16 protein-coding genes are annotated in these 14103 nt (G+C 65.5%); 14 read left to right on the top strand and 2 right to left on the bottom strand.

Features of this window, described 5'->3' with window-relative positions; genetic code table 11:
* Positions 1-321 precede the first annotated feature (321 nt).
* From ACN2XU_RS18060 to ACN2XU_RS18005, 12 genes are all read left to right on the top strand, one after another.
* The gene (locus ACN2XU_RS18060; RefSeq protein WP_419411863.1) at positions 322-2091 is read left to right on the top strand and encodes a DNA polymerase III subunit gamma/tau; all 1770 of its coding nucleotides are present in this window, start codon (positions 322-324) and stop codon (positions 2089-2091) included.
* Positions 2078-2542, top strand: coding sequence for a hypothetical protein (locus tag ACN2XU_RS18055; RefSeq protein WP_419411862.1), 465 nt, complete (start codon positions 2078-2080; stop codon positions 2540-2542). The genes ACN2XU_RS18060 and ACN2XU_RS18055 overlap by 14 nt, the downstream gene beginning before the upstream one ends.
* 72 nt (positions 2543-2614) lie before the next feature.
* Positions 2615-2974, top strand: a complete 360-nt coding sequence (locus tag ACN2XU_RS18050; RefSeq protein ID WP_419411861.1) for a hypothetical protein — start codon at positions 2615-2617, stop codon at positions 2972-2974.
* Between the two features lie 164 nt (positions 2975-3138).
* On the top strand, positions 3139-3483 hold the full coding sequence (locus ACN2XU_RS18045) for a YbaB/EbfC family nucleoid-associated protein (RefSeq protein WP_419411860.1): 345 nt from the start codon (positions 3139-3141) through the stop codon (positions 3481-3483).
* A 312-nt stretch (positions 3484-3795) separates the two neighbouring features.
* Positions 3796-4392, top strand: coding sequence for a recombination mediator RecR (gene recR, locus ACN2XU_RS18040; protein WP_419411859.1), 597 nt, complete (start codon positions 3796-3798; stop codon positions 4390-4392).
* A gap of 270 nt (positions 4393-4662) precedes the next feature.
* Positions 4663-5274, top strand: coding sequence for a cob(I)yrinic acid a,c-diamide adenosyltransferase (cobO, locus tag ACN2XU_RS18035; RefSeq protein WP_419411858.1), 612 nt, complete (start codon positions 4663-4665; stop codon positions 5272-5274).
* Positions 5275-5373: 99 nt separating this feature from the next.
* Positions 5374-5715 (top strand): Lin0512 family protein, encoded by a 342-nt coding sequence (locus ACN2XU_RS18030; RefSeq protein WP_419411857.1) that lies wholly within the window; start codon positions 5374-5376, stop codon positions 5713-5715.
* A complete protein-coding gene (locus tag ACN2XU_RS18025; RefSeq protein WP_419411856.1) occupies positions 5715-6053 on the top strand; it encodes a Lin0512 family protein in 339 nt (112 codons plus the stop codon). The genes ACN2XU_RS18030 and ACN2XU_RS18025 overlap by 1 nt, the downstream gene beginning before the upstream one ends.
* A 3-nt stretch (positions 6054-6056) precedes the next feature.
* Positions 6057-6668, top strand: a complete 612-nt coding sequence (locus tag ACN2XU_RS18020; protein WP_419411855.1) for an HAD family hydrolase — start codon at positions 6057-6059, stop codon at positions 6666-6668.
* Positions 6665-8113 carry a cobyric acid synthase gene (locus ACN2XU_RS18015; protein ID WP_419411854.1) on the top strand — a complete coding sequence of 483 codons (1449 nt, stop codon included), beginning with the start codon at positions 6665-6667 and terminating at the stop codon, positions 8111-8113. Before ACN2XU_RS18020 ends, ACN2XU_RS18015 begins: the two co-directional genes overlap by 4 nt.
* Before the next feature lie 55 nt (positions 8114-8168).
* Positions 8169-8705 (top strand): bifunctional adenosylcobinamide kinase/adenosylcobinamide-phosphate guanylyltransferase, encoded by a 537-nt coding sequence (gene cobU, locus ACN2XU_RS18010; protein ID WP_419411853.1) that lies wholly within the window; start codon positions 8169-8171, stop codon positions 8703-8705.
* 77 nt (positions 8706-8782) lie between these two features.
* Positions 8783-9475 (top strand): hypothetical protein, encoded by a 693-nt coding sequence (locus tag ACN2XU_RS18005; protein WP_419411852.1) that lies wholly within the window; start codon positions 8783-8785, stop codon positions 9473-9475.
* A 54-nt stretch (positions 9476-9529) separates the two neighbouring features.
* Here the strand turns inward: ACN2XU_RS18005 and ACN2XU_RS18000 are convergent, their stop codons facing one another.
* Entirely contained in the window at positions 9530-11155 is a 1626-nt protein-coding gene (locus ACN2XU_RS18000) for an AMP-binding protein (protein ID WP_419411851.1), read from the bottom strand.
* Positions 11156-11238: 83 nt separating this feature from the next.
* Here ACN2XU_RS18000 and ACN2XU_RS17995 point away from each other — a divergent pair, with 83 nt between their 5' ends.
* A complete protein-coding gene (locus ACN2XU_RS17995) occupies positions 11239-11886 on the top strand; it encodes a Type II secretory pathway, pullulanase PulA (RefSeq protein ID WP_419411850.1) in 648 nt (215 codons plus the stop codon).
* Positions 11887-12012: 126 nt separating this feature from the next.
* Here ACN2XU_RS17995 and ACN2XU_RS17990 read toward each other — a convergent pair whose 3' ends face one another.
* A complete protein-coding gene (locus ACN2XU_RS17990) occupies positions 12013-12651 on the bottom strand; it encodes a ribonuclease T2 family protein (protein ID WP_419411849.1) in 639 nt (212 codons plus the stop codon).
* 166 nt (positions 12652-12817) lie between these two features.
* Here ACN2XU_RS17990 and ACN2XU_RS17985 point away from each other — a divergent pair, with 166 nt between their 5' ends.
* The gene (locus ACN2XU_RS17985) at positions 12818-13576 is read left to right on the top strand and encodes a DUF1013 domain-containing protein (RefSeq protein ID WP_419411848.1); all 759 of its coding nucleotides are present in this window, start codon (positions 12818-12820) and stop codon (positions 13574-13576) included.
* Positions 13577-14103: the final 527 nt, after the last annotated feature.

The raw sequence follows: 14103 nt of genomic DNA, 5'->3' as shown, positions 1-14103 counted from the left end.
GTTCCTCTCATCCATGGCCCGCGATCCGCTGCATCGGGCAAGAGAAAACCGAATATGTGTCGGTCGTAGACAACTTGCAGGTGCGGGCGCTTTCCGCGGATCAGGAGGCCCCCTGCGCCGGGCCATGCGTCACATGATACCCCATCCCTGCGTCCGCCGCCACAAAAAGCACAGCGCAGGGCGTCTGCCTGGCAAAAAAATTCTCCGCCGGACCGCATGATACCTGTCGCGGGGCCGGAATGTCCCGCGCATGACGGTCGCGGCGGTGGACGCGGTGCGCAACACACCCTACCTTGCCCCAGACTCCAGAGCAGGACCCCCATGACCGAGACCGACAAGCCCGCAGAATACCAGGTGCTCGCCCGCAAGTACCGCCCCGAGACCTTTGCCGATCTCGTCGGGCAGGACGCCATGGTCCGCACGCTGCGCAACGCCTTCAAGGCCGACCGCATCGCCCAGGCCTTCATCATGACCGGCATCCGGGGCACCGGCAAAACCACCACCGCGCGGATCATCGCCAAGGGCATGAACTGTATCGGCCCGGACGGAAACGGCACCCCGACCACCGACCCCTGCGGCCAGTGCGAACATTGCGTCGCCATCATGGAAGGCCGCCACGTCGACGTGATGGAAATGGACGCCGCCAGCCGCACCGGCGTCGGCGACATCCGCGAAATCATCGACAGCGTCCACTACCGAGCCGCCTCCGCGCGCTACAAGATCTACATCATCGACGAGGTGCACATGCTCAGCACCTCCGCCTTCAACGCCCTGCTCAAGACCCTGGAAGAGCCGCCCGCGCATGTGAAGTTCATCTTTGCCACCACCGAAATCCGCAAGGTTCCGGTCACGGTCCTCTCCCGCTGCCAGCGCTTCGATCTGCGCCGCATCGAACCCGAGGTGATGATCGCCCTGTTGCAAAGGATCGCCACCAGCGAACAGGCCGAGATCACCGACGAGGCGCTCGCGCTCATCACCCGCGCCGCCGAAGGCTCCGCCCGCGATGCGACCTCGCTGCTGGATCAGGCGATCTCTCATGGCGCGGGCGAGACCAACGCCGACCAGGTGCGCGCCATGCTCGGCCTTGCGGACCGGGGCCGCACCATGGACCTGTTCGAGCGCATCATGCGCGGCGATGCCGCCGGGGCGCTGACCGAACTGTCTTCCCAGTACAGCGACGGCGCTGACCCGCTGGCCGTGCTGCGCGATCTGGCGGAGCTGACGCATTGGGTCAGCGTGGTCAAGATCACCCCCGACGCCGCCGAAGATCCGACGATTTCACCCGACGAGCGCCAGCGCGGTCTCGCCTTTGCCGATGGTCTTGGGATGCGCCCGCTGTCGCGCGCCTGGCAGATGCTGCTCAAGGCGATCGAGGAAGTCTCCAACGCGCCCAATGCCATGATGGCCGCCGAAATGGCGCTGATCCGGCTGACCCATGTCGCCGAACTGCCCTCGCCCGAAGAGCTGATGCGCAAGCTGCAGGACAGCCCCCCGCCCCCCGGGCCGGGCCCCTCCGGCGGCGGTCTTGCCCCGCAGGGCGGCGGGCAGCAGACCCATGCCCAGGGCATGCCAGCCGCCACGCATTCCGGCCCCTCTGGCCCATCTGCGGCGCGCTCTGGCGGGGCGGCGGTGGCTGTGGCCGCCAATCAGGCGCTGGCGCATTATCCCACGTGGGAGCACGTGATCGAGCTGATCCGCTCGAACCGCGATGTGAAGCTGCTGGTCGAGATCGAAACCTCCGTGCGCCTTGCCGCCTACCAGCCCGGACGCATCGAATTCACCCCGACGGACACCGCGCCCGCCGACCTTGCCCAGCGTCTCGGCACCGCGCTGCAGCGTTTCAGCGGCAACCGCTGGGCCGTGACCGTGGTCAATGGCTCCGAGGCGGAGACCATCGCGGAGAAACGCGATGCCGCCCGCCGCGCCCTTCACGCCGAGGCCGCAGGGCACCCGCTGGTGCAAGCCGCCCTCGCCGCCTTCCCGACGGCGGAAATCACCGAGGTGCGAAGCGCGCAGGACGCCGCGAACAAGGCGCTCGAAGAGGCCTTGCCGGAGGTCGAGGATGAATGGGATCCGTTTGAGGAAGACTGAGCTTTCGGTCCCGCGCGCCGTTCTCTTCGTGCTGCTGAGCGGGATGCTCAACCCCGGCGGTCTGGTTCTCCTTCTCGGCTCCAGCCTGCCGATCCGGGGCCATCAGGACATCACCGCAGTGCTGATCCTCTACACCTTGCCCTGCCTTGTCGCCTCTGTTCTGACCCTGCGCTATCACCGACAGGGAGCGAGCCCGGTCAACGCGATCCTTGGCGGCTTTCTGATGACAACGCTGCTCGCCATGGCACTTATGATCGTCGGCGCGATCGGAACGGCGCTGCTGGACGGCGAGAGCCTTCTGGATGTCGAATGGTTGGGCATTGCCCCCCTCATCGGGTTCTCCGCAATGGGTGCCGTCCTCATTGGCCTGCCCCCGGCCCTGTTTGGCCTGACGCTTCTCACGCTCCTGCTCCGAAACCAGAAAACCAACCCGCCTCTACTGCAGGATTGATCCATCGCCGCCGCGCCGGGAACCACAGTCACTCCTAACGGGTTCACTCCCAAACAGGAGAGGTAGCCCCGAATGACCCACGTTCCCAGCAAAGACGATCTGCCAAGCGTATCCGACATCCGTCGCAAGGTCCTGCCCACAAGCAACCGCGACCGCATCGTGCCGATCGTGGTCGGCGGCGGACTTGTCGCCCTGGGAGCCCTGCTTCTCAAAGCCCGCCCGCTTGTGGGGGAAATGCCCCCCGCCCGGCAATTCGGCGATGCTCCCGAAGGTGCGCGCTGGCGCAGGGCCGCGGCCCTCGCCCGCGACAGGGTCGAGCCCTTCGCCCCGGCGAGCATTACCGATCAGATCGGAAAATCGCTGATGATGGGCGGTGCCGCTCTTCTGATGACGCGACTGCTCGACGAAGCAGCCGGACAAGGCGACGATTGACGGGCCCAAACCCCGGTTGCGAAGCGCGCGCCACGGGACGGCGGGAGGGGCGATCTGCGCCAGCAGGAGCGGCCTCCCCCGTTCCGCACCCAACACAGACTTGCGGTGCGGGGCCGCGCGCCATATCTGGGTAGAAACCCAAGTGACGCGAAGGGACAGAAGACATGCTCAAGGGACTCGGCAATCTGGGCGATATGGCCAAGATGATGAAGCAGGCGCAGGAAATGCAGGGCAAGGTCCAGCAGCTGCAGGAAGACCTGAACGCCATGACCGTGGTGGGAGAGAGCGGCGCCGGTCTGGTCAAGGCCACCGCCACCGCCAAGGGCGAGCTCAAGGCGCTCGACATCGACCCGTCGATCTTCGATCCGAACGAGAAGGAAGTCGTCGAGGACCTGATCCTCGCCGCGATCAAGGACGCACAAGCCAAGGCGCAGGACCGCTCCCAGCGCGAAATGAGCCGCCTGACCGAGGAAATGGGCCTGCCTGCGGACATGAAACTGCCGTTCTGAAGCGGGCGGCCCGCGCGGACGCAAGGGGCTGGACCTGGCCCCAAGCGGGCGGTCTCTCCATATCCCGATACGCGAAAGGCGGCGGGGCGCGTTGCGCGCGCGTCCCCAGCAGGCGCGGCGCACGTCTCCGACAGGGCCGCCCCTCCACAGAAGGTGCCCGACAATACTGCGGCACGCCTTGGACGCGGCGCTCCGGCAATGGAGCGTTTCATGTCCAATGGCCGCTCCAGGCAAGGCCACACGCCCTTGCCTTCCCCGCGCCACCGCCTATCCTGACGCGAACATTCCGCAAACATTCGACGCGAGCCCCCAATGACCCGCCGCAATGATCCCATCGAGGCGCTGATCGACCTCATGGCCCGCCTGCCCGGCCTCGGGCCGCGCTCGGCGCGGCGTGCGGTGCTCTATCTCATCCGCAAACGTGCTCAGCTCCTGCAGCCCCTGGCCGAGGCGATGATGGCCGTCGCCCAGAGCGCCCGGGAATGTCTGAACTGTGGCAATGTCGGCACCACGGAAATCTGCGATATCTGCGAGGATACGCGGCGCGCCAACGGGCTGCTCTGTGTGGTCGAGGATGTCTCCGACCTTTGGGCGATGGAACGCTCCGGCGTCTTCAAGGGCCGATACCACGTGCTTGGCGGCACGCTCTCGGCGCTGGAGGGCGTCGGGCCGGAGGACCTGCGCATCCCCGGTCTGATCCACCGTCTGGAGGCCGAAGAGATCACCGAGGTGATCCTTGCCCTCAATGCCACCATCGACGGCCAGACGACCGCGCATTACATCGCCGATCAGCTCGAAGGCCGCGTCCTGCTCTCGACTCTGGCGCAGGGCGTGCCCATCGGCGGCGAGCTGGACTATCTCGACGACGGCACGATCTCCGCCGCGCTGAACGCGCGAAAGGCGTTTTGACCGGGCGCAGGCGGGCCTGACGGCCCCCTGAGCGCAAGGGCGGCGCACCTAACCTGCGACGGCAAGATCACGGCACACCCTTGACGTGACGTCCGGCAGATCGTTTGGCGAGCGCGTAGCATGTCACCATGGCCACCTTCACAGCCAAGGTCCCACACTCTCCATTCTGTGCACCGGATCGGCATCGCTCGATCCCACCGCCTTTTCACGGTTTACACCGCCCCGCCCCTGAGGCCACATGCGCCCAGCGCGATCAGCCAAGGAGCCCCCATGAGCGACGACATCAACGCCCGCCACACCGCCAAGATGCAAAAGGTCAAGGCCGCCCGCGACAAGATGATGGCGAAAAAGACCGAGAAGAAGGGCCTCATCCTCGTGCACACGGGCGATGGCAAGGGCAAGTCCTCCTCCGGGTTCGGCATGATCCTGCGCTGCATCGGGCACGGCATGCCCTGCGCCGTGGTGCAGTTCATCAAGGGCGGCTGGGAGACCGGCGAGAAGACCATCCTGCGCGAGCGCTTTGCCGATGAATGCCGCTTTTTCGTCGCGGGCGAAGGCTTCACCTGGGAGACGCAGGACCGCACGCGTGACATCGCGGCGGCAGAGCGCGGCTGGGCGCTGGCCAAGGAGCAGATCCTCGATCCCGAGATCCAGTTTGTCCTGCTCGACGAGATCAACATCGCCCTGCGCTATGATTATCTCGACGTGCAGGAGGTCGCCGCCTTCCTGCGCGATCACAAACCGGAAATGACCCATGTCTGCCTGACCGGGCGCAACGCCAAACCCGAGCTTCTGGAGATCGCCGACCTGGTGACGGAAATGAGCCTGCTCAAACATCCGTTCAACAAGGGCATCGCGGCGCAGAAGGGCGTGGAATTCTGATCCGGCGGATCACTGACCGCAGGGCGCGTTTCATTCTGGAAGTCCCGCTGGCGCGCCTTTACGTTCGGATCAAAGCCCTCTGACCTTTTGGAAAGACCAATGCCCAAACGCCTCCTCACCGAATTCGGCATGGGAACCTCCCTGCGCCGTCAGGACTATACCCAGGCCGCCTGCCGCGCGGTGGAAAACGCGTTGTGGCACAATTCCATCAACCTCGCCGAGCTGTTCGGCAAGGACAAGACCGACATGCGCATCACCGTTGATGTCGGTGTGCAAGAGCCGGACAAGGTGGACGTGGCGGCGGTTTCGGCGGTCTTCCCCTACGGGCAGGTGAGCGTTCATGTGGCCAAAGGCGGGCTGGACGTGCCGCGCCCGGATGGCGACGGCAATCCGACGGTCATGGCAAACGTGGCGATTTCCGTCGCTTTGGAGGGGATCTGATGCAGCGGTTTATCATCGAGATGGGCATGGGCAACGATCTGCACGGCATGGATTATCAGAAGGCCGCCGGGCGCGCGATCGAAGACGCGCTGCGGCATTCGTCGATCCCGCTGTTCGGCGCGCTGGACATGGCCCATGACGCCATGGAAGTTCGGGTGACCGTCGGGGTGCAACAGCCCGATGCGCTGGATTGCGCGGCGCTGGCACGGCGGCTCCCGCGCGGGCGCGCCACCGTGACGGCGGTCCACGGCGGGCTGAACATCACCAATCCGGACAGCGGCGAGGTGACCGTGATCGCGCAGGCCGCCGTCGAGGCCTTCCTGCCGAAACAGGGGTGAGCCATGCCGGGGCAACCTGACCTGATCGTCTGGGATTTCGATGGCGTGCTGAACGCCAACATGCGCGGCGGGCGGTCCTTCTGGGCCGACACCATGAAGACCGACCTGGGCATCGACCCGAAGCGCATCTCCGGCGACATGTTCGCCGATGGGCAGAGCTGGTCGATCATCCGGGGCGAGGTGGACCTCTTGGCCCATGTCTCCGACTGGCTCGCCCGGAACGATTACACAATCCGCGGAGAGGATTTCCTGCGCTACTGGTTCGAGAAGGATGCGCATCCCGATGCCGAGCTTCTGGACTGGATCGCAGCGCATCCGGCGCGACATGTGATCGGCACCAACAACGAACATCACCGCTGCTGCTATATCGAGACCGAAATGGGCTATGCCGCCCACGTGGAGACCGTGTTTTCCTCCGGACGCATGGGCGCGGCCAAGCCCGACGCGGGCTTTTTCGCCCAGATCGAACGCTGGGCCGGGCTGCCGCCCGCGCGCATCCTGCTGGTCGATGACGTGGCGGCGAACATCTCCGCCGCGAAGGCCCGCGGCTGGCAGGGGTTCCACTTCACCGATGCAACCCGCACTGCCCTGCCCGCACGTCTGGGACTGGCATGAGCCGGGCCTTGATGATCCAGGGGACCGGCTCCAACGTCGGCAAATCCATGCTGGTCGCGGGGCTGTGCCGCGCTGCAAGGCGCCGGGGGCTTTCGGTGGCGCCCTTCAAGCCGCAGAACATGTCCAACAATGCCGCGGTAACGGCGGATGGCGGCGAGATCGGTCGGGCGCAGGCGTTGCAGGCGCTCGCCGCCGGGGTGCCGCTGCATACGGACATGAACCCGGTCCTGCTCAAACCGGAGACGGACGTCGGCGCGCAGTTGATCGTGCAGGGCAAGCGCCTGACCTCCACCAGCGCCCGCGACTACTATGATCTGAAACCGACGCTCATCACCCGTGTGATGGAAAGCTTCGACCGGCTCAAGGCGCGGCATGATCTGGTGATCGTCGAAGGCGCGGGCAGCCCCGCCGAGATCAACCTGCGGCAATGGGACATCGCCAACATGGGCTTTGCCGTGCCCGCACGGGTGCCGGTCGTGCTGGCCGGAGACATTGACCGGGGCGGCGTGATCGCGCAGATCGTCGGCACGCAGGCGGTGCTGGAGCCTCTGGACGCTGCGCAGGTGAGAGGCTTTCTGGTCAACAAGTTCCGGGGCGATCCGCGCCTCTTCGACGATGGCTATTCGGCGATCGAGGCGCGCACCGGCTGGCGCGGCTTTGGCGTCGCGCCGTGGTTCCGGGACGCGTGGAAGCTGCCTGCGGAGGATGCGCTGGACGTGGACGCGCCGCACCGCGCGGTCGGGTTGCATGTGGTCTGCCTGTGCCTGAGCCGCATCGCGAATTTCGACGATCTCGACCCGCTGGCGCAGGAACCGGGGGTGCGTCTGAACATGCTCGGCCCCGGTCGGGCGCTGCCCGGCGATGCGGACGTGGTGATCGTGCCGGGCACCAAGTCCACGCGCGGCGATCTGGCCTTCCTGCGCGCCATGGGGTGGGATGTGGATCTCGCGGCGCATGTGCGGCGCGGCGGTCATGTTTTGGGGATTTGCGGGGGGTATCAGATGCTTGGCACTTCCGTGGCGGACCCCGACGGGATCGAAGGTGCGCCGGGCTCGGATGCCGGCCTTGGTCTTTTGCAGATTGACACGGTGATGACAGCGGACAAGCGGCTGACCAACGTCTCCGCCATCCATGCCGCCAGCAATCAGAGCTTTCATGGCTATGAAATTCACATCGGCCGCAGCGAAGGCGCGGACCGCGCGCGGCCCTTTGCCCATGTCGGCGGGGAGGCGGAAGGCGCGGTGTCGGCGACGGGCCGCGTCAGCGGCAGCTACCTGCACGGCATGTTCCGCGACGATCGCTTTCGCGCCGCATGGCTGGCGGGCTTTGGCGTGGCTTCCTCCGGCGCGGGCTATGACGAGACGGTGGAGCAGACACTCGATGCGCTCGCCGATCATCTGGAGACCCATCTGGACGTGGCGGGTCTGCTTGATCTGGCGGAGTAAAGCCCCCTGCCCGCCCAACGCGCAGCCCGGGATGGAACCGAAAAGGAGCGGCAGCATGCACAAGAAAATCCTCGTCACCGGCGGCGTGCGCTCCGGCAAGAGCCGGTTTGCCGAACGGCAGACCCTGCTGCTCGGCAGACCCGCACTCTACATCGCGACCGCCGAGGCGCATGACAAAGAGATGGCCGAGCGGATCGCACGCCACCAGGCTCAGCGCGGCACCGAATGGCAGACCGTCGCCGAGCCGCTCGACCTGCCCGGCGCCCTGCAGCGCACCGACGACACCGCGCCCCGGCTGGTTGATTGCCTGACGCTTTGGCTCAGCAACCTGATGCTCGGCGGGCACGACTGGGAGGCCGCGACGGACCGGCTGATCGCAACGCTGCAGGCACAATCGGCGCCGGTGGTCTTCGTGACCAACGAAGTCGGCGCCGGGATCGTGCCGGAAAACGCGTTGGCGCGGGCGTTCCGCGACAATGCCGGCCTGATGAACCAGCGCGTGGCCGAGGCCTGCGACGCGCTCTGGCTCTGCGTGGCGGGGCATCCGCTGCGGCTCAAACCACACCCCGGGGACCCCGACCCAACGGGGTGATTGACCTTCCTCCCCATAAGGCTCCAGACTTGGCCCCAGATGCCGCACGTCAGAACGACTGCCAAGGACAGACCGATTTGCCCAGATACGCCAGAAGTTTCGCTGTTTTCCTCCTCTGCCTGCTCGGCCTGGCCAGTGCGCCCCGCTCCGCCGCCGCAGGCTGCATCGACTTTACCGAGACCGGCGGCGCGCCGAAGGCCCGCATCTGCCTGGACGAGACCTGCGAAGACACCACGCAGGCCTACCTGTGCTCGAACGCGACCCAAGCCTCGGCAGGGTATGCCAATGGAATCCACGTGCAGGAGGACGTCACGAGCAATGGCAGCACCATCACCATTCTGGTGAACGAGGTGCCCCTGCCGCGCGAACAATACGCGCGGATCACCTGCAACACCCTGCCGGACGGGCAGCCCTGCGATTTCTTTCCGACGTCCAACATGAACGCGGTCAACCTCAACTGGCTGTCGAGTTCCAGCCCGCTCGACGGGATGTGTGTCCAGCGCGAGATCGCCGGATGCGACGACGCCATCGCGCCGTTTCAGGGCGGGCGGCTGGCGATCTGCGGCTCCACCTGCCGCCTGAGCAACCCGGTCAATGTGCGCAACATGGACGCGACGCTCTATGATCTGGCCTGCAGCACGTCGCAAAGCGCCGCCCCGGTGCTGACCTCCGATCGTGTCATGGTCATCAAGCAGACCGGACAGACCGGCGCGCCCAAACTGTCCTTCGTCACCGAAAACTGGTCCGCCCCGATCGTGCCCTGCCCCTGACGGCGTGGGCCGGACACCCCGCAGTGTCCGGGCAGACTGCCTTGCATGACCGCGTCACAGCCCCTTGGCAATGGCGCGCAGATCGAACTTCTGGATCTTCCCGGTGGAGGTCTTGGGCAGCTCCATGAAGACGACCTTTTTCGGCGTCTTGAACCCGGCCAGCCGCTCGCGCGCAAAGGCGATCAGATCCGCCTCGCTGACTTCGTGATTGTCTTTCAGCTCGACAAAGGCACAGGGCACCTCGCCCCATTTGTCATCCGGCTTGGCCACCACCGCGCAGAGCAGCACGGCATCATGGCCCATCAGGCACCCCTCCACCTCGACCGACGAGATGTTCTCGCCGCCGGAAATGATGATGTCCTTGGCCCGGTCCGCGATCTGCACATAGCTGTCGGGATGTTGCACCGCGATGTCGCCCGAATGGAAATATCCCCCCGCAAAGGCCTCCTGGGTGGCTTTGGGGTTCTTCAGATAGCCCTTCATCACACCGTTGCCGCGGAACATGATCTCACCCTTGGCCTCCCCGTCGCGCGCGATCGGGGCCATGGCATCGTCGGTGACGATCACCTCTTCCATGAAGGGCATCGCCACGCCCTGACGCGCCTTGATCGCCGCCCGCTCCGCGCCCTCCAGCGGCTCCCACTCCGCCTTCCATGTGCATTCCGTCGCCGGGCCATACACCTCGGTCAGCCCGTAGACCTGCGTGACGTTGAACCCCATCGGCTCGATCTTGGCCAGCGTGGCCGGCGCGGGCGGGGCCCCGGCGGTGAACACCTCCACGATATGATCAAAGTCCCGCCGCTGATCCGCAGGGGCATTGACCAACGCGTTCAGCACAATCGGCGCGCCGCCGAAATGCGTCGCCCCTTCGTCGGCAATCGCATCGAAAATCGCCTTCGCCGTGATATCACGACAGCACACGACCGTGCCGCCGAGCGCAGGCATCATCCACGTGTGGCACCAGCCGTTGCAATGAAACTGCGGCACAATGGTCAGGTACTTCGGATGCAGTGTCATACGCCAGCTCAGCACCTGGCCCATGGCATTCAGATAGGCCCCCCGGTGGTGATAGACCACGCCCTTGGGCCGCCCCGTGGTGCCGGAGGTGTAATTGAGCGCAAGGCTCTCCCACTCGTCCTCCGGCATGTGCCAGGAAAACGCCGGGTCCCCTGTGGCCAGCAGCGCTTCGTACTCCGTGTAGTGGCCCTGCGCGTGCACCCCGGCATGATCGTCCGCGACCTCGATGATCTGCGGCGCGGGGCCGTCCATACGCTCAAGGGCCTCCGCCAACGTCGGCAGGAACTGCGGATCGCAGAACACCACCTTCGCCTCGCCATGATCCAGGATATACGCAACCGTATCGGGATCGAGCCGCGTGTTGATGGCATTGAGCACCGCCCCGCAGGCGGGCACACCGAAATGCGCCTCCGCCTGCGCCGGGATGTTCGGCAAAATGGTGGCGACCACATCGCCCGGCACAATCCCCAGCCCTGTCAGCGCACTGGCCAGCCTCGAAACCCGCTCTGCGTACTCGGCATAGGTCTTGCGATGCGGGCCATAGACAACGGCCAGATGATCGGGCCAGATCCCGACCGCCCGCTTGAGGAAAGAGAGCGGCGTCAGCGGTACGTAATTCGCCGCCGTACGCTCAAGCCCGGTCTCGTCCCGCATCCAACCCATGGTCCATCTCCCTCGCCAGTGTCTTGGCGATAATGGCGAGGCTTGGGGCTGGTGAAAAGCGGGTTTTGCAGTAGAACTGTTCCATGATCCTCTCCCCCGGACGCCGCTTCATCTTCGTACACATCCCCAAGACCGGTGGCACCTCGCTGGCGATGGCGCTGGAGGCGCGCGCGCACAAGGACGACATCCTGATCGGCGACACGCCGAAGGCGGTCAAACGCCGGGGACGGCTGCGCAAGCTCACCCCGAAAGGGCGGCTCTGGAAACACTCCACACTGGCGGACATCGACGGCATCCTGAGCCCGGAGGAGATCGCCGGGATGCAATGCGTGACGCTGGTGCGCAACCCTTGGGACCGGATGGTGAGCTACTACCACTGGCTGGGCGGGCAGACCTTCGCGCACCCCGCCGTAACACTGGCCAAGACGCTGGGCTTTGCCGATTTCCTGCATCACGAGGACAGCGTGCGCACCCTAAAGGCCTGGCCCACCCGCCGCTACCTGACCGACGCGCAGGGCACGGAGCATCCGGCCATCCACATCCGTCTCGAACACCTCGACACGGACGCCGGAGCGCTGTGGGATCACCTCGGCTTCCGCCTCGCCATCCCGCATGAAAACCGCTCGCTGCGCCGCGCTTACCAGGACTACTACGACCCCGCCCTCGCGGCCCATGTGGCCACCCTCTGCGCCGAGGACATCGCCCGCTTTGGCTACCGCTTCGACAGCTGAACCGCCGCCAGGCCGCTCTTTGGTCCCAAAATACCTCGGGGTTCGGGGCAGAGCCCCGAGCGGGGGTCTGGGGGCTCGGCCCCCAGAGGACCCTGCGCGCCGCAAGGCGCCCCTTGTACCAGCGCCCTAGGGGATCGGGGCGAAGAGCGCGTCCTTCAACGTGCAATCTTTCACCACATCCCGCCCGCAGGGCACCGGCTTGAGATCTTTGGACAGGCACAGCCGCGCCTCCTGGATCCGGCCCGCCTTGCAGGTGATGGTCAGCATATCCTGCTCAAGGTCCGGATTGGCCTTCAGGAACGCTTCCTCGACCAGCGACGCCGGCAACGTCACCGCCTTCTCCAGCTGGCGGAACACCGCCGGACGGGTGACGCCTTCGTAGGCCTGCCGCGCCAGCGCGAAGTAGGCGTCCCCATCCAGCCCCGAGCAAATGCCATGCTTATTCCACTGATACCACGCCAGCCCCGGCGTGCCCATGATATCCGCCATGGAAGCCGTCAGCGCCCGCGAGGGTTGCCGTGCATCGCTGCGGCAATAGGACGGCCAGCCGCGATGGTTCTGCGGCCAAAGCCCGTGCATCACCCAGCCAAAATCCGCCTCGGCGTCACACTGCGGCGAGCCGCGCTCCTCCCCCTCCAGCGCGCACCAGGTCGGCGACCACGACAGCGACAGCACGTAATAGTCGAATGCGCCCGCCTGCTCCCCCTCCGCCGATGCCATTCCTGCGCTGAAAACCATGAACAGCCAGATCACCAAACCACGCATTTTCTCTTCCCTCTTTGCCTCGGACCGACTATAGAGCGCGCAGGTTTCCCTACAACGGCAACTTGTCCCGGAATAGCGGGGCCGCCCTGATCCGGCGCACCGGGTCTTGGCGAGACCGAAAACTATTGCCGTTCGGAACAGTCGAGATTTCGCAAGGAGGCACATGATGGCCAAACTTCTGCACCCCAAGGCGACCGCCGTCTGGCTTGTCGATAACACCACGTTGAGCTTCAAGCAGATCGCCGATTTTACCGGCTTTCACGAGCTGGAAATCCAGGGCATTGCCGATGGCGACGTGGCCACGGGCGTCAAGGGCTTTGACCCGGTCGCCAACAACCAGCTTCTTCAGTCCGAGATCGATCAGGCCGAAAAGAACCCGATCTACAAGATGAAGCTGAAATATAACGCCGCCGCCCATGACGAGGAAAAGCGGCGCGGGCCGCGTTATACCCCGCTGTCCAAACGGCAGGACCGCCCGAACGCGATCCTCTGGCTGGTCAAGTTCCACCCCGAGCTGGCCGACAGCCAGATTGCCAAGCTGGTCGGAACCACCAAACCGACGATCCAGACCATTCGCGAGCGCACGCACTGGAACATCCAGAACATGCAGCCGATCGACCCGGTCGCGCTTGGCCTGTGCCGCCAGTCCGAGCTTGACGCGGCTGTCGCCAAGGCCGCCAAGAAGATGGACAAGGTGATGACCGACGACGAGCGCCGCAAGCTGGTCTCGACCGAGCAGAGCCTCGAAATGGACAACGAACCGCGGCTGCCCTCCGCCATCGACGGGTTGGAGAACTTCAGCCTCTCCGATCCGCGCGGCGACGACGACGAAGAAGACAACCGCAAGGACAGCGACTTCGCCGACGCCGACAGCTTCTTCAACCTGCCCTCCGGCGAGGATGACGACGACGAGGACGACAAGTAAACCTTGCCTGTTCCGCGCGGGGCCTGCGGGCCTCGCGCACACCCGGAACCACAGGCCCGGCGTCAGCCCGAAATACAAAGCGCGCCCCGCGCGGTTCCAAATCGAACATCGCACCGCTTCGAGCTGATCCCGCCTTCACCGCCGGGACGCGTCAGCAACGCAGACGAAGTTTCCGTTCGCTGCGACTGTACGGATTCCGATGACCTACTGAACCCGCCGAACCCGAAGGGCGGTTGCCGGAAGCTCGCCGCAGGTGCGAACGTACCATGGCCTCGAAACGGAAGCGAACATTCCGCTAAGCTCACCCTGCCGGACCTGAGTGATACTTACCAAAGGGCATATTTCGTTGAACAACTCCCCCTTGATCGAAGTGCTCTCGGCTGATTCACTTTCAGCATAGGGTTGGAGGATCGGCGGTGATGGGACCGCGGCGGGAGGCGCAATCGGCGTTGTTTTAATAGTTCTCGCGCGCGGATCACGTGCCCCGGAGCCACCTGCTGCGCTCCATCGACCGGTTCGTTGATTTG

Origin of the sequence: Pacificoceanicola niger, assembly GCF_048553275.1 — a bacterium.
Taxonomy (GTDB): domain Bacteria; phylum Pseudomonadota; class Alphaproteobacteria; order Rhodobacterales; family Rhodobacteraceae; genus Pacificoceanicola.
This window is presented reverse-complemented; position numbering and strand designations above follow the sequence as displayed.

Coding starts and splice junctions, on each gene's coding strand:
- ACN2XU_RS18050 (WP_419411861.1), top strand. CDS start 2,615: ATGACCCACGTTCCCAGCAAAGACGATCTGCCAAGCGTATCCGACATC.
- ACN2XU_RS17985 (WP_419411848.1), top strand. CDS start 12,818: ATGGCCAAACTTCTGCACCCCAAGGCGACCGCCGTCTGGCTTGTCGAT.
- ACN2XU_RS18045 (WP_419411860.1), top strand. CDS start 3,139: ATGCTCAAGGGACTCGGCAATCTGGGCGATATGGCCAAGATGATGAAG.
- ACN2XU_RS18000 (WP_419411851.1), bottom strand. CDS start 11,155: ATGGGTTGGATGCGGGACGAGACCGGGCTTGAGCGTACGGCGGCGAAT.
- ACN2XU_RS17995 (WP_419411850.1), top strand. CDS start 11,239: ATGATCCTCTCCCCCGGACGCCGCTTCATCTTCGTACACATCCCCAAG.
- ACN2XU_RS17990 (WP_419411849.1), bottom strand. CDS start 12,651: ATGCGTGGTTTGGTGATCTGGCTGTTCATGGTTTTCAGCGCAGGAATG.
- cobO (WP_419411858.1), top strand. CDS start 4,663: ATGAGCGACGACATCAACGCCCGCCACACCGCCAAGATGCAAAAGGTC.
- ACN2XU_RS18025 (WP_419411856.1), top strand. CDS start 5,715: ATGCAGCGGTTTATCATCGAGATGGGCATGGGCAACGATCTGCACGGC.
- ACN2XU_RS18020 (WP_419411855.1), top strand. CDS start 6,057: ATGCCGGGGCAACCTGACCTGATCGTCTGGGATTTCGATGGCGTGCTG.
- recR (WP_419411859.1), top strand. CDS start 3,796: ATGACCCGCCGCAATGATCCCATCGAGGCGCTGATCGACCTCATGGCC.
- ACN2XU_RS18015 (WP_419411854.1), top strand. CDS start 6,665: ATGAGCCGGGCCTTGATGATCCAGGGGACCGGCTCCAACGTCGGCAAA.
- cobU (WP_419411853.1), top strand. CDS start 8,169: ATGCACAAGAAAATCCTCGTCACCGGCGGCGTGCGCTCCGGCAAGAGC.
- ACN2XU_RS18060 (WP_419411863.1), top strand. CDS start 322: ATGACCGAGACCGACAAGCCCGCAGAATACCAGGTGCTCGCCCGCAAG.
- ACN2XU_RS18030 (WP_419411857.1), top strand. CDS start 5,374: ATGCCCAAACGCCTCCTCACCGAATTCGGCATGGGAACCTCCCTGCGC.